The organism is Lentzea flaviverrucosa (genome assembly GCF_003350445.1).
Taxonomy (GTDB): Bacteria; Actinomycetota; Actinomycetes; order Mycobacteriales; family Pseudonocardiaceae; genus Lentzea; species Lentzea californiensis.
In genome coordinates, this window is the sequence record NZ_QQAU01000001.1 from 1,217,199 (window position 1) to 1,240,087 (window position 22,889).

Annotated in this window: 20 protein-coding genes and 1 pseudogene; 14 read left to right on the forward strand and 7 right to left on the reverse strand. The window is 67.3% G+C overall.

The genetic code is table 11. From position 1 onward, the window contains the following. Positions 1-504 precede the first annotated feature (504 nt). Genes DFR72_RS05465 through DFR72_RS05475 form a run of 3 tightly spaced genes read right to left on the reverse strand, consistent with a single transcriptional unit; the run spans position 505 to position 4,158 of the window. Positions 505-2,535, reverse strand: coding sequence for a hypothetical protein (locus DFR72_RS05465; protein ID WP_090063743.1), 2,031 nt, complete (start codon positions 2,533-2,535; stop codon positions 505-507). Continuing rightward, positions 2,528-3,151 (reverse strand): hypothetical protein, encoded by a 624-nt coding sequence (locus DFR72_RS05470; RefSeq protein WP_090063742.1) that lies wholly within the window; start codon positions 3,149-3,151, stop codon positions 2,528-2,530. Before DFR72_RS05470 ends, DFR72_RS05465 begins: the two co-directional genes overlap by 8 nt. Next, positions 3,148-4,158, reverse strand: a complete 1,011-nt coding sequence (locus DFR72_RS05475; protein ID WP_114773603.1) for a hypothetical protein — start codon at positions 4,156-4,158, stop codon at positions 3,148-3,150. Before DFR72_RS05475 ends, DFR72_RS05470 begins: the two co-directional genes overlap by 4 nt. A 522-nt stretch (positions 4,159-4,680) precedes the next feature. Between DFR72_RS05475 and DFR72_RS05480 the strand changes: the two genes are divergently transcribed. The 3 genes from DFR72_RS05480 (at position 4,681) to DFR72_RS05490 (ending at position 8,210) form a co-directional block, all read left to right on the forward strand. Further along, entirely contained in the window at positions 4,681-5,196 is a 516-nt protein-coding gene (locus tag DFR72_RS05480) for a CHRD domain-containing protein (protein ID WP_170176128.1), read from the forward strand. A 1,131-nt stretch (positions 5,197-6,327) separates the two neighbouring features. Further along, on the forward strand, positions 6,328-6,534 hold the full coding sequence (locus DFR72_RS05485) for a hypothetical protein (protein ID WP_090063738.1): 207 nt from the start codon (positions 6,328-6,330) through the stop codon (positions 6,532-6,534). A 251-nt stretch (positions 6,535-6,785) separates the two neighbouring features. Next, positions 6,786-8,210: a pentapeptide repeat-containing protein gene (locus DFR72_RS05490; protein WP_090063737.1), complete on the forward strand. Its 1,425-nt coding sequence runs from the start codon at positions 6,786-6,788 to the stop codon at positions 8,208-8,210. Here the strand turns inward: DFR72_RS05490 and DFR72_RS47680 are convergent. The 3 genes from DFR72_RS47680 to DFR72_RS05505 all read right to left on the reverse strand — a co-directional run bounded on the left by DFR72_RS47680 (position 8,199) and on the right by DFR72_RS05505 (position 10,478). Next, a complete protein-coding gene (locus DFR72_RS47680; protein ID WP_342768633.1) occupies positions 8,199-8,549 on the reverse strand; it encodes an OB-fold nucleic acid binding domain-containing protein in 351 nt (116 codons plus the stop codon). The two genes, DFR72_RS05490 and DFR72_RS47680, sit on opposite strands and share 12 nt — an antisense overlap. A gap of 283 nt (positions 8,550-8,832) precedes the next feature. Continuing rightward, on the reverse strand, positions 8,833-9,201 hold the full coding sequence (locus DFR72_RS05500; protein WP_090064478.1) for a hypothetical protein: 369 nt from the start codon (positions 9,199-9,201) through the stop codon (positions 8,833-8,835). 20 nt (positions 9,202-9,221) lie between these two features. Further along, on the reverse strand, positions 9,222-10,478 hold the full coding sequence (locus DFR72_RS05505) for a helix-turn-helix transcriptional regulator (RefSeq protein ID WP_170176130.1): 1,257 nt from the start codon (positions 10,476-10,478) through the stop codon (positions 9,222-9,224). Between the two features lie 175 nt (positions 10,479-10,653). On the opposite strand from DFR72_RS05505, the gene DFR72_RS05510 reads away from it, so the two are divergent. The 11 genes and pseudogenes from DFR72_RS05510 (at position 10,654) to DFR72_RS05555 (ending at position 21,211) form a co-directional block, all read left to right on the forward strand. Further along, positions 10,654-11,244 (forward strand): DUF4254 domain-containing protein, encoded by a 591-nt coding sequence (locus DFR72_RS05510; RefSeq protein WP_143086634.1) that lies wholly within the window; start codon positions 10,654-10,656, stop codon positions 11,242-11,244. Then, positions 11,241-11,516: a hypothetical protein gene (locus DFR72_RS05515; RefSeq protein WP_090063733.1), complete on the forward strand. Its 276-nt coding sequence runs from the start codon at positions 11,241-11,243 to the stop codon at positions 11,514-11,516. Before DFR72_RS05510 ends, DFR72_RS05515 begins: the two co-directional genes overlap by 4 nt. Positions 11,517-11,548: 32 nt before the next feature. After that, a complete protein-coding gene (locus DFR72_RS05520; RefSeq protein WP_090063732.1) occupies positions 11,549-11,881 on the forward strand; it encodes a hypothetical protein in 333 nt (110 codons plus the stop codon). A 37-nt stretch (positions 11,882-11,918) separates the two neighbouring features. Next, a pseudogene (locus tag DFR72_RS46715) lies at positions 11,919-12,095 on the forward strand (NAD-dependent epimerase/dehydratase family protein); the annotation flags it as partial. A gap of 451 nt (positions 12,096-12,546) precedes the next feature. Next, positions 12,547-12,756: a hypothetical protein gene (locus DFR72_RS46720; RefSeq protein ID WP_090063731.1), complete on the forward strand. Its 210-nt coding sequence runs from the start codon at positions 12,547-12,549 to the stop codon at positions 12,754-12,756. Positions 12,757-13,152: 396 nt separating this feature from the next. After that, positions 13,153-14,427: a methyltransferase, FxLD system gene (gene fxlM / locus DFR72_RS05530; RefSeq protein WP_090063730.1), complete on the forward strand. Its 1,275-nt coding sequence runs from the start codon at positions 13,153-13,155 to the stop codon at positions 14,425-14,427. 25 nt (positions 14,428-14,452) lie between these two features. Continuing rightward, positions 14,453-14,647: an FxLD family lanthipeptide gene (locus DFR72_RS05535; protein ID WP_090063729.1), complete on the forward strand. Its 195-nt coding sequence runs from the start codon at positions 14,453-14,455 to the stop codon at positions 14,645-14,647. 90 nt (positions 14,648-14,737) lie between these two features. Next, positions 14,738-17,893 (forward strand): lantibiotic dehydratase, encoded by a 3,156-nt coding sequence (locus DFR72_RS05540; RefSeq protein WP_090063728.1) that lies wholly within the window; start codon positions 14,738-14,740, stop codon positions 17,891-17,893. After that, the gene (locus DFR72_RS05545; RefSeq protein ID WP_211335316.1) at positions 17,890-19,101 is read left to right on the forward strand and encodes a lanthionine synthetase C family protein; all 1,212 of its coding nucleotides are present in this window, start codon (positions 17,890-17,892) and stop codon (positions 19,099-19,101) included. Before DFR72_RS05540 ends, DFR72_RS05545 begins: the two co-directional genes overlap by 4 nt. Further along, the gene (locus DFR72_RS05550; protein ID WP_090064476.1) at positions 19,083-20,063 is read left to right on the forward strand and encodes a thiopeptide-type bacteriocin biosynthesis protein; all 981 of its coding nucleotides are present in this window, start codon (positions 19,083-19,085) and stop codon (positions 20,061-20,063) included. Before DFR72_RS05545 ends, DFR72_RS05550 begins: the two co-directional genes overlap by 19 nt. 2 nt (positions 20,064-20,065) lie before the next feature. Continuing rightward, complete coding sequence (locus DFR72_RS05555) at positions 20,066-21,211, forward strand: hypothetical protein (RefSeq protein WP_090063727.1); 1,146 nt, start codon at positions 20,066-20,068, stop codon at positions 21,209-21,211. A gap of 943 nt (positions 21,212-22,154) precedes the next feature. Here DFR72_RS05555 and DFR72_RS05560 read toward each other — a convergent pair. After that, the gene (locus DFR72_RS05560) at positions 22,155-22,817 is read right to left on the reverse strand and encodes a Crp/Fnr family transcriptional regulator (protein ID WP_090063726.1); all 663 of its coding nucleotides are present in this window, start codon (positions 22,815-22,817) and stop codon (positions 22,155-22,157) included. Between the last annotated feature and the right edge of the window lie 72 nt (positions 22,818-22,889).

Genomic DNA, 22,889 nt, shown 5'->3' on the forward strand with positions numbered 1-22,889 from the left:
AACGCAGCGTTGGCGTGGGTGGTGAGGTTCAACCTCCGCAGGTAACAAGATGCTCACCTGCTGCCGAGTTCCCGCTGAAGGCTGTTGTCTCTTCCTGCTGACCTACTCGCTCGCCATGATGGTCGCTTCGGTATGTCTGACGCAGCACCGCCGCACCGGCTCGAACCGGTGGAATCGATCAGCCGATCTACCCTGCCGACTCAATAACCCCCAAGATCGCGGCCTACACCAGTTCGCCCGAGCGACGGCCGCCATCGGCCCGCCCACCGACGCAGAGGCGGCCTTGGCCGGCACGGCTCGAATCGTCTGCGTCAAGCAGTCCTCTGAGGAGGTGACCGCTTGGCAAGCGCATCGATTGTCTGGTGAGACTCTGGCAGATCCGTGACCTGTGCCGGTGGAGACCAGGCTGGTTCGCGCAGGCAAGGGTGAAGCGGATGTCCACCTGTTGATTACCTCCGATAGAACAAAGCCGCCCCGACACTGGTCGGCGGGCCCGATGGTCGCTCAGTCGATCGCGTCATCGATCAAGCCGTAAGGAGGGTTGGTTCGGCTTCGCGTGAACCGCTTCACGACGTCGTCCGAAACGACTTCTGGAGGAGAGTTGTCGACGACGACGAGTTGGGCGCCAGAGCCTGGCCCGGCGAGCCATTGCTTGGCGTGGCGGTAGAAGTTCTCGACGAGGCGGGCGTCGGCGAAGTCGGGGTCGTTGGGATCCGCCGAGTGACCGAGGCTTTTCTGCGGGCTGTCGATGATGAGCAAGCCCGGCCGTCGGGCGTCCTGCTCGTGGGCGACCTCCCAGAGGGTGAGATACCAGGCGAGGCTGATCAACACCAAGCCACCGCTACTGGCAGCGCTGTACGGGAGTCCGCGCACGTGAGGCATCAGGTTGCCGTCGAGCCTCGGGTTGCTCAGCTTCGGATAGCCGAAGTCCGAGAGCACCTCACCGAAGCGCTGGGACAGCTGTCTGATCACGGCGGTGCGGTCAGGGCGCGCCCCAGCCTCGCGGCGCTCGGCACGCAGCCTTCTTGCTTGCCCTTCAAGACGATCGACGTTGTCGTCTGCCTGTTGCACCCGTTCCCACAACCGCAGACCCGCGGCCGTCTGTTGTTCCCGCAGCAAGGCTGCCGCGTGCCGCCGGGCCAGATCGTCGCGGCTGGCGAGGTACGGTGCTGGCACGTCGGCGACGCGATTGAGCGCTGCAGCCGCCACCTCGACCACACGATCCGCCTCATCACGCGCGGCGCGAAGAACGCTCAGATCATTGTCCAGGCGAGTCCAGTACTCGTTGAGTTCGTCGAGTCGCCGGGTCGTCGCCTTTAGCTCCGCCTGCAACACAACCGCGGAGCCCGTGCGGCCGGCAGTCGTTCCCTCTGCCGCAGCAGACTCACCCTGAGCTACACCAGCGTCTTCAGCCTCAACTTCATGCCCGCAAAGAGTGCACGCACCATCGACGAGCGCCGGCGGAGTGTCCAGTGCAGACAGACAAGCCGGGCACACGGCCACGTGCAGCGGGTCGAACAGCTGCTCGGCTTCCTTCAGGAAGGTCAGTTTCTTCTTGTCGTCCGCGTACTGGCCGCGGAGCGCGCCCAGACGGTCGACCAGGCTTTCACGGTTGCGCACTCGAACGTTCGCCCCGCGGGCCGCGTCCTGGGCTGCACTGAGGGCTTGCCTCAGTTCGGTGACCCCGCTCTGGCTGGCAAACCGTTCGTTGTCGAGTACGGCAAGCTGTGCCGCGAGCTCGGCGACCTCCCGTCGTGCGTTGTCGAGGTCGGTCTCCAACACGAGTGGTCCCAGCGGATGTTCTTCCTCGACCACTGCTCGCAAAGCCTTGGCCGCGCGCTCTGCGTCCCGCACGGCGTCGTTCGCCAGCTTGAGCCTACCGGCGATATCGCTGCCCACGGCGTCGTGCACGTCGAACATCACGTTGATGGTCTGCTGGAACTTCTGCCTGACCATGTGGTTGGAGTGTTCGAACACCAGATTCTTGTTGTCCAGGCGCTCGTTCGGCAGGCACATCACGCGGAACACGTCACGAATGCTGAGCATGTTCGTGGCCGACTCCGCCTGCGTCGGAGCGATCGGGAGTTCCACGTTGCCGAGACCGCAGGCGGCCAGCACGTGCTGGGACAGTCCAGTCGGATCTGATGTGGGCTCGATCGGCAGCCGCAACTCAGGAACGCTCTGCAGGCCCGACAACGGCGCTTGCCACATTGACGCGAACTTCGAGGACGGACCCGTGGCGGCGCGTTCAATCGTCGTCGTGGTTCCACCCAGCACCGTTTCCAGGAGGGCAGAGCGCACAGATGCGAGAACTTCAGGGTGCTGGGGATGTTCATCGTCCCCGAGGCAGTAGCGCGCGAAGTCGATGACGCTCGACTTCCCGGTCTGGCTCGGGCCGGCGATGACGGAGAACGGTCGCCACGAGTCCCCATCGGCCTCGCGGAACGAGACCTCGTAGGAACGGCCCGTCGCAGCAAGCCCACCAAGCTTCAGCTGAACCAGCCTGATACCACGGGTCGGGTCGTTGTCAGCCACGAGGCTCCCCCCTGTTTCCGCGATCCGTGGCGCCGGGCGTGGCTTCCAGGACGTCGTCCAGCACATCGATCAGCAGCCAGGACCGCCCAAGCCACTCTTCGGCAGACCGTTTCAAACCCCGGTCCGACAAGCGCTTCAATCTTCCAAGGACGACGCGCGCGCCCTCTCGGTAAGCGTCTGCATAGACGGAGATGAACTGTGAGGCGACCGCTCTCCCCGAGTCCGTCAGTCCGTAACCTTCGTCCTCGATCATGACCAGGCCGTAGGCCACCAACAGCGAGAGGTCGTGCTGAAGCCGCCGCAATCTGCTCGCGAACCGCTGCCCGGTGGACGCGTACGACAGCTGATGATCGCTGAATCCCGCGAGCCGCAGAGTCAGACGATCGGCGTTGTCACGCGTGGTGTCGCCGGAGACGACGACAAAGGGATTCGCAGAGAAGAAGTCATAGAAGGCAAGGCGGTCAACAGATCGGACCGGTGCGGCCTCCTCACCGGCGATCTGGAGGAGGAGGGTCAGCTGCGCCAGCCGGAACACCTGACGATCCTCGGGACTGTCGGGTACCGCCGCAGAAAGCGCAACGCTTTCGTCGAGATGGCCGCCTTCGAACGACGTCACGACACTGCTCCAGGTTGGTCCACTTCCAACTGCGTGGCGACGGTCTCGCTCGCCGCCGGGCCTTGATGGGAGGCCGCGATGTGACGCCAATGCCGTACCCAGCCCGCACGCGCGTCCTCGACAAGGCGGTGCACGACGCCCTTGCGATGTGCGGGTCGCAGCTTGAGACCTTCTGGATCGCAGCATTGCCCGGCCTCGAGCAGAACCTGGTCGATGAGGCCTTGCATCTTGCCTGCATCATCAGCACCAGCGACGCGAGCGTTGAAGTGCTGCTCCCACAACGACTGCACGTCAAGGTGCAGCTCGTTGAGCGCGCTGACGCCAGCCTTGTTGCCCGCCGCGGCCAGATCGCGTGCCAGCGCTTCGGCCGCAAAGAACAGACCTCGTGCAGCGTCCGTCTCGACGTTGCCGGCCGCTTCGAGCTGCCGCACGAAGAGTGCGTCACCCAGACAGCCGACGTCAGCCAGCGTTCTGACCGGCTCAGCTGACCGGGAATGACTTCCGGCGAAGTGAGTGCGGTACACCTGCTCAGCGTCTGGCTGCATGAGCTGACGACGGAGCTCGATCCCGTTCCACATGCCGATCTTGACGTTGTGCCTCCGGCCCTCACGCACCTTCCAGCCGTCGAACCACCGCTGTTCCCCAGGCGGAAGGATGCACGGCACGCAGAGCGTCCACGCGTCCACACGGAAACCTTCCGACTTGGCCTTGCCCAAGAGCTGCTTGAACGAGTCCCGAACTTGCTGCTGCTGGTCCTTCCCGCCCCAGGTCGGAAAGAACTTCGACTGCCACACCACGACAGAGTCGTCCAGCCGCCCGACGTAGGTGTCGATCCCCCAGTCGCCACCGCCTGGCCCGGCAACCTCGTTCGCAGCCGGATGCCGGACGCTCACCAGGTCGGTGACGAGCATCTGGAACGCTTCCCTGGCACCCCCCACAGTGCCGGCTTGGGCCTGGAAGAGAGCGAACAGCACATCAGGTGTCGGCAACACCACGCCCATCTCCACCGTCCACAGTGCATCGCTCGGGCCCGAACTCCGACAGCAAGCTACTGCCGCACCTCACGGCAGGTGTTCACATCATCGAAGCAATTCTCCTCCACGTTTCACATCTCACCCAAATGGGGCATAGCGACGATGCAGGCGATGCCATCCGGAAGCAACATCACTACACGTGGCCTAGCTGTGGTCGGCCTCTAGGACCGACCACAGGACGTCACCCATCCGAGGCCACGAGCTTGGTTGCGACCTCGCTCCGTAACACCGCAACCAACTTACGAGCAAGATCAGCACCGATCTCGAGTTCCTTGCGGAGAGAATCTGAGAAGATCGGCCGCTCGAGCGCTCATGCCGCGGGTCAGCGCGACGGGCACGTACCAGATGGTCTTGAACCGCTTGGGGAACCGCATCGTCTCATCGCCCGCAAGGGCGAGAAGAAGATTCGCGTCTGGCGATCAGCGGACCGACCAATCCGATTCTCTCCGCTCCACGAATCACTTGGACGAGTCGTTACCCGACCAGGAGGTTTCGGTGAGGCGTCAACTGAGTTTGCTCTTCGTGTCCACGGCTGCGGCACTGATGTTCGCGGGCGCCGCTCCGGCGGCATTCGCCCACGACAACGGTTCGCACCACGGCGGCGGGTCCGGCATCGGGCTTGGCCTGGATCTCGACCTGGACCTCGGGCTGGGTCTGGGCGGCCAGCACCGCTACTCCCAGCTCACCGGCAAGGCGGAGGTACCGGGGCCGGGCGATCCGGACGGGCGCGGTCAGGCCGCCGTGCGGATCTCCCGCGACAAGGTGTGTGTCAGCCTGACGGTGAGGAAGATCCAGACGGCGACCGCCGCGCACATCCACCGCGGCGCCAAGGGCGCGGCCGGACCTGTCGTGGTCAACCTGGCGGCTCCGTCCGACGGGACGAGCTACAGCTGCGCCCAGGTTGATCGTGCGCTCGCCAAGGAGATCGCGAACAAGCCCGGTCAGTTCTACGTCAACGTACACAACGCCGAGTACCCGGCGGGCGCAGTGCGCGGCCAGTTGCAACGCTAGCCGAACGCCACAGCGCCGGAGCCACGTCGGAAAAGTCGATCAGCTGTGGTCCTGCACGCGGCCAGAATCGTGCTGATCGTCTCGCTTCCATCGTGTTGTTGCCGCCCTCGCCGACGCCGTGGTTGTGGGTCGCGCGTGCTCTGGCGCTGAGTTCGGCTCCACTCTCGAGCCTGTTGTCCCTGCTGGCTACCCTCACCGGTGCCTGGCTTTGACGTGATCTTCGGAGCTGCCACTGCTGCGGCGCACATCCACGTCTCAAGTGCCCAGTGGAGACCCACCCGCAGAAGGTTCACGCCCTGTGGATCGGGACGTCACACCACTGCTGGATTTCATCGGCGGCTCACCCCTTGCTGCGCCAGAGCGCTAGGTGTGGGGTTCGCCTTCCACGCACGTCCGGAGCGCGCGCCCGCCAGGTTTGCCTTGTCACCGGCGCGCACCCCAGCCAGCGCAATCGGGGGGCCCGCTTACGGTATGCGCGAGATCCGTCGGCTTGCTCAACCCGATCTGCAGAGCCCTAAATCTGTCCGCAGGCGAGTGCGTACCGAAACGCTATGCAGCGTGCCGCGCAGCCTGCCGGACAAGCGGCTTCCTGCAGCCCTGCGGAGAACCGGAGCTGGGCGCGGACGGCTTCACGGGCCAGCCCGCCGCCGTAGGTGTGGTCCCACGCGGCGAAGACTCTGGCGGCGGAATGGATCTGCTCGATCTCGGTCTGCCCGATGCGAGCGGGTCGAGGCTGAGCAGGTCGAGGCCGAGCAGGTCGAGGGCCGCCGAGCTCGTCAACGTCGAGCCCAGGCAGCACGAAGACCAGGCCCTCACGCACACCCCAACCCCCCACAACGCACCCGAAACGCCCTGACCAGCAAAAATCACATCCCCATTCAACCCGAAAGACCCGGCACATCCCCGGCCGGAACCAGCCCGAACGTCACCGCGGTCAACCGCGGATCCTCCCGGCGTCGACCGGCTGGACGAGCGGGGGCCAGCAACCCGACCCGCCGGCGCCCGCTCCCGTGCCGCTGGGGTGAAATTCGTTTGCTTTTGCTACGACCTGCGGTGGGTGCGCGAGTCCGCCATCAGCCTCAAGTGGTCTTCTAGCTTCCCTGCACCCGGCCACGAGATCGGACTCGACGAATGAACAGCCCAGTTCCTCCCCCGCCGCAAGATGACGAAGCACTGCTGAGTCAGCGCAGCGCGCTGATCTTCCTCATCTCGATCACCATCGGCGGAGCCCTGGGTTACCTCACCCACGCTCAGCTCCACAGCACAACCGCGGCCTTCATCACCGCCATCCTCACGTTCGGCGGCTCCCTCCCCATCGCCAACAAGCTCATCCGCTGACAACCCGTCGACAACGCGCCGACAACGACAGCACCAACTACACCGACACCAAAGGCCGGCCCGCCATGCGCGTCGGCGCCACAACATCACCGCCTCAGGTGTTGCACACCGCGACAATTCCGCGACGTAAAGGCATGACCGCCTCCGAACCTGCGCGTTCCCGCTGGCCTCGCATGCTGACTTGGCGTCGCACGGCCCAGCGGCGGCCGAATCCGAATGATCGACTCGTCGACCGTCGGGAACATGACTGGGTGTCGTGGCGCGTCCCGGGGCCGTCGTGGCACGTCGCGGCGTGGGGATTGGTCATCCTGGTGCTCGCGGTCGGCGGGGCGTTGTGGTTCACGCTGGATTGGCTGGAACGGGCCGCCGCAGTGAGGACGGATCCGAACGCGGCGATCGGCGGCAAGGACGTCGTGATCGCGAAGCTGGACGCGGTGAAGATCGCGTTAAGCGCCGTGGCCGGCGGAGTGGCGCTGTTCGCGCTGTACCTCGCGGTGCGACGCCAGATGACCGCCGAGCGCGACCTGCGCGCCCAACTGCACGCCCAAGCACACACCCAAGACGATGCCAGAGCGCGGCGGGTCACCGAGCTCTACACCAAAGCCGCTGACCAGCTCGGCTCCGACAAGGCACCGGTCCGGCTGGCCGGCCTGTACGCGCTGGAACGCCTCGGCCAGGACAACCCAGACCAACGCCCTACGATCGCCAGTCTGTGGTGCGCCTACCTGCGCATGCCCTACATCCCACCACCCTCAACAGCCGCGACTTCCGCGCTTCCATCTGCGGGCGTGACTCGTCCGCTGCTGCGCGACCCCTGCCGACGTATCGGCATGCGGCCACGCGACCCCAACGCCGCAACACCTGGCCCCAAGGTCGCACACGCCGAGGCAGTGTTGGAGCGCGACGTCCGCCTCTCCGTACAACGCCTCCTTGCCAAGCATCTCCGCCCAAATCCAGACGACAGCAGCGAACCACACCGTGACTACTGGCCCGAGATCCTGAATCTCGACCTGACTGAGGCAACCCTGATCGATCTTGACTTCAGCGGCTGCACCCTCTCCGCGATCCGCATGGAACGCGCGACTTTCATCGGCGACGTCAGGTTCGACCGAGCGACGCTCACTGGCGGCGCCATGCTCGGTGGCGCGGCGTTGGCCGGCGCGACCTTCACCGGTAGAGCCTCTTTCATCGAAACGACGTTCGTAGGCGGCGCCGTGTTCTACGGCGTGACTTTCACTGGCGAGGCTGGGTTCTACTACGCAACGTTCACTGGCGGCGCCGTGTTTAGCGGCGCGACCTTCGCCAGCAACGCGTCGTTCAGCGGCGCCATGTTCGCCATCGGCGCTGGGTTTGGCGGCACGACGTTCGCTGGCGACGCCGTGTTCAGCGGCGCGACGTTCACCAGCAACGCCTCGTTCACCGGCGCGACGTTCGCCAGCCGCGCCATGTTCGACGGCGCGACCTTCGCCGGCAACGCCATGTTCGACGGCGCGACCTTCGAGTCGGCGCCGTTTCTACTTCGTGCGCGGGCTCGTCTTGGAGACTCCGGGCGACAGGCAGTGCGTGTCTGGCCACGAGCGTGGACGCTGGACGCAGTTGATTCGCAGGTCGATGGTGATGTTCGGTGGGGGCGGTTGGTTCCGGTTCCGGAGGTCCTCGACGAGTCAGGCCGTTGAACCGGCTGGCCCGAAGGTGAGCTGATCGAGCCGATCGGCGATCAAGTTGATCGAGCCGCTGTCGCGCTCGAGGATGCCGCGCACGAGTAGGGCGGCGCTGCGTTTGGCGATCTTGCCGTACCTGTTCCAGGTGCCGGGGCTGACGATGATGTTGAGCATTCCTGTCTCGTCCTCGATGTTGAGGAAGGTGGTGCCGCCGGCACTGGGTGGGCGCTGGCGGTGGGTGAGCGCCCCTCCGACGAGGACGCGGGTGCCGTGCGCGACGTGGGAGAGCCGCGATGGGGATCGCGTCGAGGGTGGCGAGGTGGTCGCGGACGAGCTCGATGACGTGGGTGTCAGGGCTGATGCCGGTGCCCCACAGGCCTGCCCACACCAGGTCTACGGTTCTCATGCCCGGCAGGGCGGGTGTGGTGTTGCCGATGGTGGTGGTGCCTGGGAGCTGGTCGGCGTGCTCGCGGTCCTCCACCGTGTCAACCGCGGCGTCGGGTGAGCACGACACCTGATCGTTGACAGCGGGGCGGTGATCTCTGGTCTCGTCCGCCGCACCTGCAGTTGCGGGCGCTTCTGGACGAACGGCATGGCGTGTACGTGTTCTAGCCTCACCTCAGCCTTGCTGACGTGGTCAAAGCCGAGCGTTCATACTCTGCTCGATGCGCTCGAAGATGTCGCTGTCTGTCTGCTGCCACCAGTCGGGCATGTCATCCCAGGCGGGGACGTGGGAGGGCTTCGGCTCGGCGACATGAGCGCGGATCTGCTCCCGCCAGCACACGGCGACGAACTGTCCCTTCTGGACGCGGGTCAGCTTCGTGGTGTTATCGCCGGCGGCGATGAACGAAGCGATCTGGTCGTAGACGGCGGTGGCGCAGGCCTTCTCCCACTCGGGTGTCTTGTCCCACGGTGTGATGTAGCTGTCCTTGGGCGTGCCTGGGAAGTGCTTGGTGATGCCTGCGATCCAGGCCTCGCGGAAGATGCGGCCGCGGTCGTCCTGCACGTATTTCTCCTCGTCCGGGTTCAAGCGATCCGTGACCGCTTCGCGAACTCCTTGAGCCCTGGCAAGGCTGGTCCCGAGGAGCGCAGTTGCGTTGTGAGCCGATGGGCCCATGGGCGCAGCCGTACCTCCTGTGGTGCGAGACGTTCGGCGGCGAGCAGGGCCTGGAACGCCTCTTTCCGTTTGCCCCAAGCTCCGAAGGTCAGCGCAACGTCTTCCCAGTAGCGGACTCGACGTTCCAGGACGGTGATCGTGTTGGGGTGGATCGCTCGGGCGGCGTTGATGGCGGTGCCATAGTCGCCGAGCTTGCGATGCACACTGATGCCGTAGAGCCCGAGGTAGTTGGCGTCCACTCCGGACGGTGTGATGGCGAGTCCGGGTTGTCCAGGCGTGCGTGATCGTGCTGCCTGCACGGCTTCGGCATGTAGGTCCAGTGCGGTTACGCGGTTACCAGCGATGGCCGCGGTGTAGGCGCCGGTCTCCAGCAGCATCGCGTAGGCGGCGGCGTTGGGGCCGTCGCCGATCCGGGTGTTGATATCGATCTTGTCCGCCGTGTTGACGACGAGCTGTTGGGCCTGTCCGGATTGCTCGAAGCGGCGTAGGACGACGGCGCCCATCTGTGCGACTTCCGCTTCGACGAGCAGATCGCCGGACTTGCGGGCGGCTGCCATCGCCTGTTCGGACAGGCCGCAGGCCAGGCCGTCCTCGCCCAATCGCAGTGCGAGCCAGGTGGCGTGCCGGTAGGTGGTGGCCAGCAGGGCTTCGGCTTGCAGGCGCTGGTCGGCGTCGATGGCATCGCAGGTGATCTGCGCTGTGCGGATGAGCCCCGGCAAGCAGCGAGACAGTTCCTGGTAGCGACAGGCTAGGTAATCGGACTGCGCTCGGTCCACCAAGATCCGAAGCTGGGCGACCGTCATAGGCTCAGTACCAGCTTGGGCCTCAGGCTTGCCGAGCAGGGCATAACCAGCTACTCCGAGTACTCCTGCTAGGAGCTCGCGTCGCAGCACCTCATCACCGCCCTCTAGTGGGTTTGCAGGCTCTACGTTATCCAGTTCCGCGGCGATGAGGCTCGGCTCGGTGAGCAGATCTTCGAGTTCGGTAATGGTGACCTGCAGGGTTTTCGCCAGGCGTGGCCGCATCCACGGCTGCGGCGCGCACTCGCCAGATTCCCAGCGCTGCACGGTGGTGCGGTCGATCTCCAGCGCTGCGGCCAGGAGTTCCTGGGTGAAGCCCTCGTTCTTGCGGCGTAGCGCAAACCCCCGCCGCTTTGCTGCTACCACTGCCCCTCCCCCTGCAACCCGGCCTGGTCGACGTCGAATCGCCGCTGGTCAAGCTGGCCAGTGCGGCTTAGATGCGGCAAACCTGCGGCATTGCCGCCGTGTTCGCCGCGCTCCGTGACCTGTTGTCTACACATGGCGACGAGACGTGACTCTCACAGTAGTGGAGGAAGCGGCGATGACCAGCATGAATGTCCCGATGATCGCCCTACAGGATGATCAGCTCGGCGAGATCGACTGCGGCGACGCACCCTCGGTAGTGCTCGGCATCCCGCGCTCAACCGCAGTGACCCGTGCCTGCGTGCTGGCATCGAACGGCGCGCACACCCACCCGGTGCTCGCGGCGGTCGCGGCTCTCGCTGGGCAGCACCAGCTGCGTGCGGAAGCGCACCGGAGCGCGTGTGACCCGTTCGCCGATGACCGCTTGGTGGCTGCGGCGACCCGGCTGGTCAACGCCGCTGACGCAGCGTGCGCGGTGCTGGTCGACAGGATCAACATGTGGGCGGCGATCGCGATCACCGATGCCCGTACGGCAGTGGTGCACACCGAGACGTTCGGTCAGCTGGTGAGTCGCCTCGTGGCTGCCTGGACGCAGTGGCATCTGCTCGACACCGCGACCGCGCTGGCGGGGAAAACGCAGGTGAGGGAGGCATTGCACCGCGTCAGCGAACTGTCCGTCGGCTATGACGACCTCGTCGCCGACCTGCACAATGGACGTCGGCGTCTTCCCCGCGTCGGCTTCATGACCGGCCCCGTGGTCGCCGCGTGATCGTGGGCGAGTTGCGGGACATCGTCGCCGTTGTCGTGCCTGCAGAAAGCCCTGCTGGCCGACTGGTCGAGGCGATCAGCACGCTGGCAGCGCACATGCCGCCAGTGGACCGTCCGACGGTGTGCCCGCTGTGCCCAACGCGGTCCTGGCCCTGTACGCGGTTCGACGCGGCGGCCCGCGAGGTTCAGGACGGCGGAGTCGCTATCGGCCCGTTCGTGCCGCTGGACCTGCATCAGCGCCTGTGGCCGCCTGCCGCCGCCGAATCGCACTGATGCGACAACGCCGATGGGATGAGGAGAAGCCGATGGATGAGGTCCTGGCCGGCACCCTGCGCAGCGTTGTCTACGAGCGGCTGGACTATCTGGAGCTGCTCGTCGCCAACGGGGACGCGGCGTCGCTCGCGGCCCTGGCGGAGACCGAGCTGGCCCGTCTCGCGAGTGCGTGGCGGGCCCTGCTCGCCCTGCACGAACCCAATGAGCGGGGCCGGTGCCCCCAGTGCTCCGGGTGGCGTCGCGGTCGCCTCTTCCCGTGCTCGGTCTGGGTCGTCGCCCACGACCACCTGATCTCTGCCGACCACGTCGGTCGGTGCGCCACCGTCGCCAACCACCACACGGGCGCGAAGGTGGCGGCCTCCTAGAGCGCGGAGGTGCATGAGCCATCCCTGGAAGGGGCTCATGCCCCTCCGCCCCGCTTCCTATCGACGCCTGATTCCGCCCAGGAGGGCAGTTGAGCAGCAACACCACAATCCCGTTGGGTTCCGCGTTGTGGTGACCGGGGCCGCCGGGTTCATCGCCTTCCACCTCGTTGACGCGCTACTGGCGGCAGGCCACGAGGTGATCGCGCTGGACCGCCACTGGGTCCGTGACGAAGAGGGGCGCAGCAGCCAACCTCACGTGGGCGCTGGACCGCAGTTATCTCCCGTTCGCATGTTGCGGGTTCACGGCCTGTTTAGCCCCGACACTCCGGTCGTGACGCCGCGTCGACCGCATCTCACGCCGTCCTCGACGCCGACACCGTGCTGCTCTGGTCGGCCCTGCCCGTGCAGAGCCCTACGAGCAGTGATCCGCATCCCTCTTCCTCGGGATGCGGGTCGCTCCATACGTGAACGGAGACGCCGACCATGTCCTTGCCCAACGCTGATCCTGCTCGATCGCCCGATGGCAACTGGGCACTCGAAGCGCTCGCCACAGATCCGTCCTGGCTGGCCGCTCGTGACCGACTCTCCGCGTCGATCCGCGCAGCGAGCCTTCCTACCTACGGCGGGCAGGCTCGCCTTCGCGGTGCTGCGCGCCAGGAGAACCTGTGAGCGGCCACGTCTGGTGGACCTCGCCGCTGGACAACCTGACACACGCGATCGGCGACAGCAGCGGTCCCGGCGACGGCACGGTGGATACCGAGTGCGGCCGGGTGCTCGACATCGAGAAGGCGGGCAAGTCTCCGAACGGCAGCTTCTGCGACGACTGCCTGCACAAGGTCGGGTCGAAGGCGGACGACAGCAGCCGCTGGCGGTAAGGGCAGTGGCCGCCCAGCACGCCTACCGCGAGGGCAACCAGTTGGGGCACGACGGTGCCCAACTGCTGCAGGACGCAGTCCCCGAAGGACGTCCGCTGAGCTGGATTGGAGCAAGGACGGCTCCACATGGGACTGACCTGGCGACACCTTCAACACCATCGAGATGCCCGTCATCATCCCGGAGATGCTCGCAGCCACCACGCTGGCCCGGCTCCAGAGGCCGACGCCGACACCGAGGAACTGGCCACCGCGACCGACGTCCTTCGGGTCGATCAGAGCTGATGGTTTACCGGTCCGGAGGGACCGCGATGACCGACCCCGCCCCTGGCCTTCCCCTGGTCCACTGACCGTCAACAGGCCCGCAACCAAGCACAACGCCTCTGAAAGAGTAATCAGGTGAACACTCTCCGACACGACGCCGCCACGGCCGCAAAGTTCCGCAATGCCCTGGTGGACACGCTCATCGACAAGAAAAAGATCATTTCACCGGAGGTGGAGCGAGCCTTCCGCACGGTGCCCCGGCATCTGTTCGTCGCCGAGGGAACGCCGCTGGACGTCACCTACAGCGTCGACAACTCGGTCGCGATCAAGCATGCCTCAGACGGCGTGATCATCTCCTCCACTAGCGCGGCCTATATCCAGGCCCGGATGATCGAACAGGCCGAGATCGGCGAGGGCATGAGCGTGCTGGAGATCGGATCCGGCGGCTTCAACGCCGCGCTGCTGGCCGAGGTCGTCGGCCCGGGCGGCTGGGTGGTCAGTGTGGACATCGATCCGGAGGTGACCGATCGCGCTCGTGAACTGCTGGAAGCGACCGGCTACGGCGACCGGGTAACCGTGGTGCAGACCGACGCCGAGAACCCGCTGCCGGGGTTGCGTGAACCGTTCGAACCGTTCGACGCGATCCTGGTGACAGTCGGCGCCTGGGACCTCGCACCGGCCTGGCTGGAGCATCTGGCCGAAGGCGGCAGGATCGTCGTTCCGTTGCGGATGAACGGGATCACCCGTGTCATCGCCTTCCTCCGCGAGGACGACCACCTGGTGAGCACCTCGGCCGAAGTGGCCGGGTTCGTCCCGATGCAGGGCGAAGGCGCCCGCGACGAACGGGTCTTTCTGCTGCCCGACCGCAACGGCAACCAGGTCAAGCTGCGCTTCGACGGAGACGTGCCGCAGGACATGGGCCTGCTGGACGGAGCGCTGGCGACCGACCGCGCAGAGGTGTGGTCTGGCGTCACGATCAACCTCGGCGTGTCCTTCGCCGACCTGCACCTGTGGTTCGCCGCGTTCCTGCCTGGCTTCTGCAAGGTGGCCGCGGACGAGGGCACCGATATGGCCGCCGAACGCAAGGACTGGTTCCCCTTCGCCGCCGTCCACGGCGACTCGTTCGCCTACCTGGCTGTCCGTCGCGTTCCCGAAGGCGGCGCGGTCGAGTTCGGCGCCCAGGCCTACGGAACGCACGGCGAGGACGCCGCGACCGCGATGGTCGAACAGATCCAGGCATGGGACCGCCACGGCCGCGCCACCGAGCCCACGTTCGCCTACTGGCCTACCGGCTCCCAGCTTCCCGAGTTCGGCGAGAACACGGCCGTGCTGTCCAAGACACACGGCATCGCCACGATCTCCTGGCCGTCCGCGGCGAACAACGCCGGCGACCAGGGTGCCCTGCAATAACCCGGAGAACGAGGAGTGAACACGAATGTCGGCAGCACTGGCCCCCGTCGCGGAGGCCCTGGAGAGCCCGGAATTTTTTGATGATGGGGAGTTCGAACTGGACATGCGCGTGGTGGAGTCCACCACCAGGCTCGTGATCATGTCGTGCGACACGAGCGACGGGTGCGGCGACACCTGCAACACCAGCGCGTGCGCCTCGGGCTCCAACGACCCGTTCTGATCCAACCCCGTCTGCCGCCGGTGCCCTGCCTGTCTGCACGCACCGGCGGCAGACGCTTCCCTGGCCACTGGGTGAGGAGAGCCGAACGCCATGACCATTTCACCGCGCTATCAGCACAGAGGTCTCGTCCTGGCCCGTGTGACCACCGACCCCGGTGATCTCGACCCACCGGTGCATCTGCGTCTGGACGACCTCGCCGCTGTCGAGCAGGAAGGCCGCGTGTGGCTGGCGAAAGTGTGGGCGCGCCCGGAGGTGCGCAGCGCGCTAACACTGGCCAGCCCCGTTCTCGGCGCCCGTCTCGACCAGATCCTGAGCGACGGCTCCACAGGGCACACCGCCAAAGAACTCCGCCGTGCCGTGCTGTCCGTCGCCTCCTACGTGCTGCGCTGGCAGCGCCGGGCCACCCCGTTCGGCGACTTCGCCGGAGTCGGGGTTGCCCACCTCGGCCCCGCAAGGGCCGAGGTGGGCAACCGGCACCGAGCCGCGACGCGGGTGGACGGCGAGTGGCTCGCCACAGTGATCGACCGGCTCGAACGACACCGCAGACTGCGCTCGAGGCTGACGGTGGTGGTCGACGACGCGAGGTTTCTGCGCGATGGGCGCGTGATCGTCCATCGGCGGGCCGAGGTCGGCGCCGCTGCTCCCGGACCGCTGAGGGAGTCCTCGGTGCGGCTCACCCGTCTCGTGCGGTTCGTTCTGGACACGGCCGGTTCGCCGATCCGCTTCGACACGCTGGCCGGCCTGATGACTGCCGCGTTTCCGTCCGCGCCCCCGGCCAAGATCGAGACGCTGCTGCACGGCCTGATCGACGCCGGTGTGCTGATCACGAGCCTGCGGCCATCGATGACCAGCATCGACGGCTTGTCCCACCTGCTCGGCGTCCTACGCGCGGCTGGAGCGGACACCCTGGACGATGTCGCCTCCGAACTGCGTGAACTCGACGCGATCGCCACCGACCTAGCCCGGCACAACGACATCGCCGATTCTGGCCAGGCCAGGGAGATCCGGGCGGCGGTCGCCGCCCGGATGAACGCTCTTGTCCCCGCGGTCAGCCACCCGCTGGCCACCGACGTGCGTATTGACGCGACGATCACCGTTCCCGAGCGGGTGCTCGACGAGGCAGCCCGTGCCGCCTCCGTGCTGCTGCGCACCACCACGCAACCCTTCGGAACGGCCGCGTGGCTGGACTATCACGCCCGGTTCCGCGCCCGCTATGGCCCCGGTGCGCTGGTACCGGTGCGCGACCTGGTCGCCGACTCCGGTCTCGGCTATCCCACCGGCTTCCTCGGCGCGCCCCGCGCCCGGCCCGCGTGGCGGGTGCTGACCGACCGCGACGCCGCCCTGCTGGCGTTGGTCCAGCACGCCGCGATGACTGGGACGCAGGAGATCGAGCTGACCGACACCGACATCGAGGCGCTGACCGTAGGAAAGCACACCGACGTCGTTGCGCCCCAGCGGGTTGAGCTGGGCGTCGAGGTGTACGCCGCGTCCACTGAGGCGATCGACCACGGTGAGTTCGGCCTTCGGGTCACCGCCTCGCCACGGTCCTGCACCAGCATGGCCGGACGGTTCGCCCACCTGCTGGACGAGGATGACCAGGCGAGGCTGGCCGCGACCTATGCCGCGGGCCCCGCGCAGCCAGCGTCCGGCCAGGACGGGCCGGATACGGCGGTCGCGAACGTGGTGGCGGTGCAGCTGTCCTTCCCGCCGCGCCGTCCCCACAACGAGAACGTGGTGCGGGTGCCGCCGCTGCTTGGCGACGTCGTCTCGCTGTCCGAGCACCCCGATCCGGCGCACCCTGACCTCAACGTCGTCGGGGTGGACGACCTGGCGATCACCGCCGACGCCGAACAGATTTACCTGGTGCAGATCTCCACCGGCCGACGGGTGATCCCCCGGATTCCGCACGCGCTGGACACCGCCGTGCAGAGCCCGCCGCTGGCCCGGTTCCTCGCCGAAGTCGCCGACGCGCGCAGCGCAGTGTTCCGCGGCTTCGACCTCGGCGCCGCCCGCGTCCTGCCCTACGTGCCGCGCATCCGCTACCGGCGCACGCTGCTCTGCGCCGCCCGCTGGATCCTCACCTCCGCCGACCTCGCCGCCCGGTCCGAAGCTCGCAACGAGCAGGAGGCGCTGCAGGCGTGGCGGCAGCGCTCGCGGGTGCCGGCACGGGTGGTGCTGGTCCACGGCGAGCTGCGGCTGCCACTGGACCTCGACCAGAAGCTCGACCAAGCCCTGCTGTCCGCCCGTTTGCGGCGAGCCGAACGGGTCGAACTGCACGAGGACGGCCCACCCGACGGACAAGGCTGGATCGGGCGACCGGCGGAGCTGTTGATCCCGATGACCGCGATCACCCCGTCCGCACGGCCCCTGCCCGCCACCGCCGCACCCGGCCCGACGTTGCAGCCCGGCGACTCCGCTGTGCTGCACGCGCAACTGATGGGCAACCCGGCGCGATTCGACGAGATCCTCACCGCGCACCTGCCCCGGTTCCTCGCCGAACTGCACGACCCATGTGACCCGAACGGCCCGGTCGGGTCGTGGTGGGTTCGGCGGCACCGCGACATGCTCCGGCCCGAGACCGATCAACACCTCGCGGTGTTCCTGCGCCTCAACGACTCCCGGGACTACGGGGCCGTCGCCGCCCATGTGGCGCGGTTCGCGGCCGATCTGGACTCCCGAGGATTTCCCGGACAGCTCACCTTCGTGCCTGCGCCGCAGCACCCCGCCCGCTACGGCGACGGCCCCGCGCTGACGGCGGCCGAGCGGGTGTTCGCCACGGACACCACGGCCGCCATCGCCCAGCTCACCGCCGCGCAGGAATCCGGGATTCCCGCCCAGGCCCTGGCCGCGGTCTCGATGGCGCACCTGGCCGCGTCCCTCGCGCCCGATCCGGCGACCGGCTTCCGGACGCTGCTGGACTGTCTGCCGCAGGAACACGGGCCGCTGGACCGGATGCTGCGCGACCACGCTCTCACCGTCGCGGACCACAGCCAGCAGTACCGGGGCGTTCGCGCACTACCGGGCGGTGACGCGGTCTCCGCCGCCTGGTATGCCCGAGACACCGCGTTGAACGCCTACCGCGATGTCCTCCTCCAGCAGGGGCGAGAGCAGGCCGGGGTGTTGCGCACGCTGCTGCACGAGCACCACGTCCGCGCCGTCGGCGTCGATCCGACATTCGAGAAGGAGACCGGACGTCTGGCCCGCGCGGTTGCGCTGCGCCTGCTCGCCACGGCCGGTGCCCGGTGACGCACGGCACGAACCCGGCCTCAGCGAGCGGCACGGTGTCGCTGACCGCCGATGAGGTGGCCCGCCAGTCCCTGGCGACAGGTGCGGTCGGACCCGCGCTGCTGGCCGTCGAGCGTGCCTGGACCGGTTTCGGCGACTGGACAACCGCGCAAGCCCACATCCGCAGCGTCGCCACGGGCAATGTCGACGCCGACGACGACACCGGCCTGTACTACGGGGCACCCGCCGTGGCGTTCCTGCTGCAGGCCGCCGCCGACCGTCATCCACGCCTCCGCGCGGCCAGCCAGACGATGGACGAGCACGTACTGCGGCTGACCCGCCGGCGCCTGGACCGTGCTGCCACGAGGATCGAGCGTGGCCAGCCTGCCATCTTCGCCGAGTACGACCTGTTCCACGGACTCACTGGCGTTGGCGCCCTGCTGCTGCGCCACCACCCCCGCAGCGACGAACTGGCCGGGATTCTGCGGTACGTGGTGACACTGGTGACCCGGCCGCGCCACGAGGACGGCGTCAAGCTGCCGGGTTGGTGGGTGGCGCACGACCCGGACAAGAACATGCCCACTCCCGGCGGGCACGCGAACTTCGGCATGGCCCACGGCATCGCCGGGTTGCTCTCCTTCCTCGCTCTGGCCACTGTGGATGGTCGCGTGGTCGACGGCCAACGCGAGGCGATCACCCAGCTGACGCAGTGGTTCGACCGCTGGCAGCAGGACGGGCCGGACGGACCGTGGTGGCCGCAGTGGATCACCCGCGAAGAACTGCACGCGGGCCGCCCGGCCCGCACACGCCCCGGCCGACCCTCCTGGTGCTACGGCGCGGTCAGCATCGCCCGCGCACTACAACTGGCGGCGCTGGCCACCGACGACCCGCAACGTCAGCACGCCGCCGAGGCCGCGCTGGCCGCGAGCCTGACCGACACTCAGCTCAACCGCATCACCGAGCCGGGCCTGTGCCACGGCATTGCCGGGATCTTCCAAACCGCCTACCGCGCCTCCCTCGACGCCCACGACCCCGGCCTCGCCAACCGTCTCCCCGCGCTGACCGAGCGGCTCATCCGGCACACACCGCCTGTCGTCGTCCAGAACGACGACCAGATGGACGCGGCAGGGCTGCTAACCGGACGCGCCGGAGTGGAACTGGCGCTCGAGACCGCGCGGCGTGGCACGCCGCCTCACACGGGATGGGACGCATGCCTGCTGATCACCTGAGCACCACCGGCCGGACCCTGGCGCCCGCCGATCTCGCGGCCGCCGTGCTGGCGGTTCTCGCTGGTGGCGATCCTGTAACCGTTGCAGCACAGCACGATCTGGATTGGAACGACTTCGAGGACGCTGTGCGCACCTACCAAGCTGCCGGACTCGCGGCGCTGGAACGGCGGAACGAAGACTCCTGGTACCAGGTGCGTGTCCAGTTCGCCGACTGGTCGACGGCCGAGGCGGTCGGAGCCACAGCACTCGGACCGGCCCTGGACCGCCTGCGCGCCGACGGCGCGGCGACCGGTTGGTGGTTCTTGCGCAAACATCCCTGCTGGCGGCTGCGGCTGTTTCACGCGGACACCGCGGCCGTCGACCGCGCACTCGACGAGCTGACCAGCACAGGAACCATCGAACGCTGGTGGACGACGATGTACGAGCCGGAAACCGCCGCCTTCGGCGACACAGCCGGCATGGACACCGTCCACGACCTGTTCTGCGCCGACAGCGCGGGCGTCCTGGACTACCTGCGACAGGACACCCCTGGGCTCGGCCGCAGGGAACTGTCCGTCCTACTGCTGGGCGGGCTCCTGCGCGCCGCCGGGCTCGACACGTTCGAGTGCGGCGACGTGTTCGACCGCGTCGCCCGGATGCGCCCGGCACCCGCCGATACCGACATGGCCCGCATCGGCACGCTGGCCGACAACGTGCGCGTCCTCCTGTCGATCCCCAACCTGGCCGACAGCGAGCTGTTCACGCCAGGCGGGCCGGTCACGCACGCCGCACCGTGGCTTGCCGGGCTGCGCACCGCCGGCGAGCAACTCGGTCACGACGCCGCGAACGGTCGCCTGGACCGAGGCCTGCGGGCCATCCTCACCCACGTGGTGATCTTCCACTGGAACCGGCTCGGACTCTCGGCCACCAGCCAGGGCCTCCTCGCCCGCGCGGCGGCCACCGCCCTGCTTCCCCGGAGCTGACCATGACCATCACCCCGAACCCGCCCACCCTGGCAGCTGTGGTCCGCCGCTTCCCGCTGCTGGGCCGCCCGAGGCCCTCCTGCCCGTCCCTGCCCGAGCGCGTCCAGCAGGTCGCCGACAGCGCCCGCGCCGCCGGGCACGACGGCGCCGACCGATTGTCCGAAGGCGCCCACGCCCTGAACAAGGCAGCACTGATCGCCAGCGACTGCGGCCTGCCGGACCTGGCCCGCGAGCTGTGCTGGCAGCACATCGACCTCTACCGCGTCCTCGACCGCCCACTCACCGTGCTCCACGCCCGCTACATGCTCGAACCCGTCATCAACCTCGTCCGCCTGCAGCTCCGCGCCCATAATGGTGACAAGGCTTTGCGGCTGCTCACCGAGATCTTCCGCGCCATCCGCTCCGGCACCGACCTGATCGTCGAGGAGCGGACCCTCCCGCTGACCGAACTCACCGGAGACCGCGACGAGCGGCAGAAACTGCACGAATGGGTATGGCTGCATCTGATCGGCGACGGCGTTCGCGCCTTGGCGCTCGCCGGGCGATGGGACGATGCGGTCACCCACGCCCAGACTCACCGCGGAATCGGCCTACACCTCATGGAAGGCCGCCAAGCCACGATCATGGCCCACCTCGTCAAAGGCGACCTGACAGGAGCGCAAGCGGCATTGGCGGAGAGCACCCCTCAGCATCCGTGGGAGCTCCAGGTCGCATCCTGCCTAAAGGTGATGTGCACCGACCCGGACAGCTCGTCCGCGCCGCGTGACGTCGCCGCGATGATCACGCGGTTCGGCGAACACCAGCCAGCATCCGGCTACGCGTTCTTCCGCGCGCAGCTCGGGCTCTGCGTGGCCACGCTCGCCGACACCGCCGACCGCGGAGCCGCCAGCCGGGTGCTCGCTCAGGTGGCCGACGAGGCCATCGAGTCGGGAGACGGCTACGGCGCTCGGGAAATACTGCGACACCACGACATCCACGCCGCAATCACGGAAGGGCAGTTCTCAGCCCTCACCGACCTGCTCACCGCCTCCGGCCTGGGAACCGGAGCAATACCGGAAACTCTCCGGCGAAACCTGCTCGGCTCGACGCGGCTAGCCGCCGCAGAACTGAGCGCATCGCTGCGGCAGCTTACGCAACCGGTGATGTGACCGCAGCCATCAGGTCGAATGGGAGGGACCGACTCCTACCAGGCTGAAGCCGCTCTGAAACTCACGGATCCGATCACTGGGTTTCCCGACACACACCTGCACCTCCACCCGGTGACCAGAGTTCCGCAACGCCTGATTCAGCCGGACGGAACGCGCTGGCCCAGCCACGCGACCTTCAGCCCGCCACAGTTCGTCTTCCGACCCGCCAGCGCACCTGCTCCAGACAGCGACCATCGACTTCAGCGACACTGGCAACTCCCTCACCTCGGCTGGGACGCGTGGCGATCGGTGTCTACGGCCGTCATGCGTCGCGGTCAGGTCGATGTGGTCGATTCGAGCCGTTAGGAGAAAGGGAGCTGCTCCTGGCGCCTGCCGCCTTGGGTGTGCGTCGAGAGACTCGCCTCGGACCATGGCCGCAGACGCCGCAGACCCAGACATCACCTGCAGGCATGGGAGATGTGGCGTCCTGGCAAACCCCACACCACTGCCGCTGATCCATACTGGCTCCCCTACGCCGGTCTGGGGTGCCGTACATCGCGGCGTCCCAGAGTCTCAACTCTCTGACTCGGGAGGTCTGCGCGACGCCGTCCTGTTGCTCAGCCAGGTCGCGGCATCGCTCACGTTCCCCTTTCCCAGTTCGGTCCAAGTCACTGGGCAGCGCGTGTCGGCTCCGTCTCTAGGCATCTGTGACGTGGACGGTTCGCAGTTAATGCCAGGGCCGTGCAGTATTACCGCAACCGGACCGGACGATCGCTCTGGTGGCCGTTCCCGCGAAAGGCGTTGACTTGGAATTACTCCCGAGCGGGCGATGAATGTCGGTGACGGCCCGTTAGTGATCAGCGGCATATCGAGGTTGACTAGGCCTTCAGTTCGGCTATTTCGACGGCTTTCTCCTGCTCCCTCTCGCTGCCGGTGCCAGATACGGCCGCGATGATTCGGGCGGCTAGCGGGCGCGCCGTAGCAGCTGGTCAAGATCGAAAATCAGCACGCTTCTGCCTTCGACTTGCAGCCAGCCGCGCCGGGCAAAGCCGGACAGGGCCCTCTGCACCGTCTCGCGAGTGGCGCCGATGTACTGCGCGAGCTCCGTCTGGGTCAGGTCGTGCACGAGCCGCAGCGTCCCACCTTCCATATGCCCGAACCGCGCTGCGAGCTGCAACAAGGCCCGGGCCACCCGACCGGGCACGTCGTTGAAGATCAGGTCGGCTCGATTGTCGTTCGTGCGGCGAACCTGCCGGGCAAGCGAACGCAGCATGTATTCGGCGAGGTGTGGCCGCTCGTTGATCCACTCACGCGCCGTGGCCAGGCCGATGCCGATGGCACGTACGTCGGTCACCGCGATCGCTGTCGATGTCCGTGGGCGCGAATCGAACATTGACAGCTCACCGAACATCTCGGCGGGCCCGTGGATCTCCAGCAGTTGTTCTCCGTCGCGCCCGGCGTTCAGGCAGGTCTTCACCTTGCCGGACCGGATGATGTAGAACTGGTTGTCCTGGTCACCTTGCGTGAAGATCACATCGCGCCGGGCGACCTCGATCTCTTCTCCGTAGGTGACGGCCAGGTCGGCAAGAACCGGGTCAGTCACGCAGGCGGCGGTGAACCTAGTCATCGTGGATTTCCAGATGTTTTTGAAGTTGATGGCTGTACCCGCTCATCGACCGCGCCGGGAAACGACGCGACG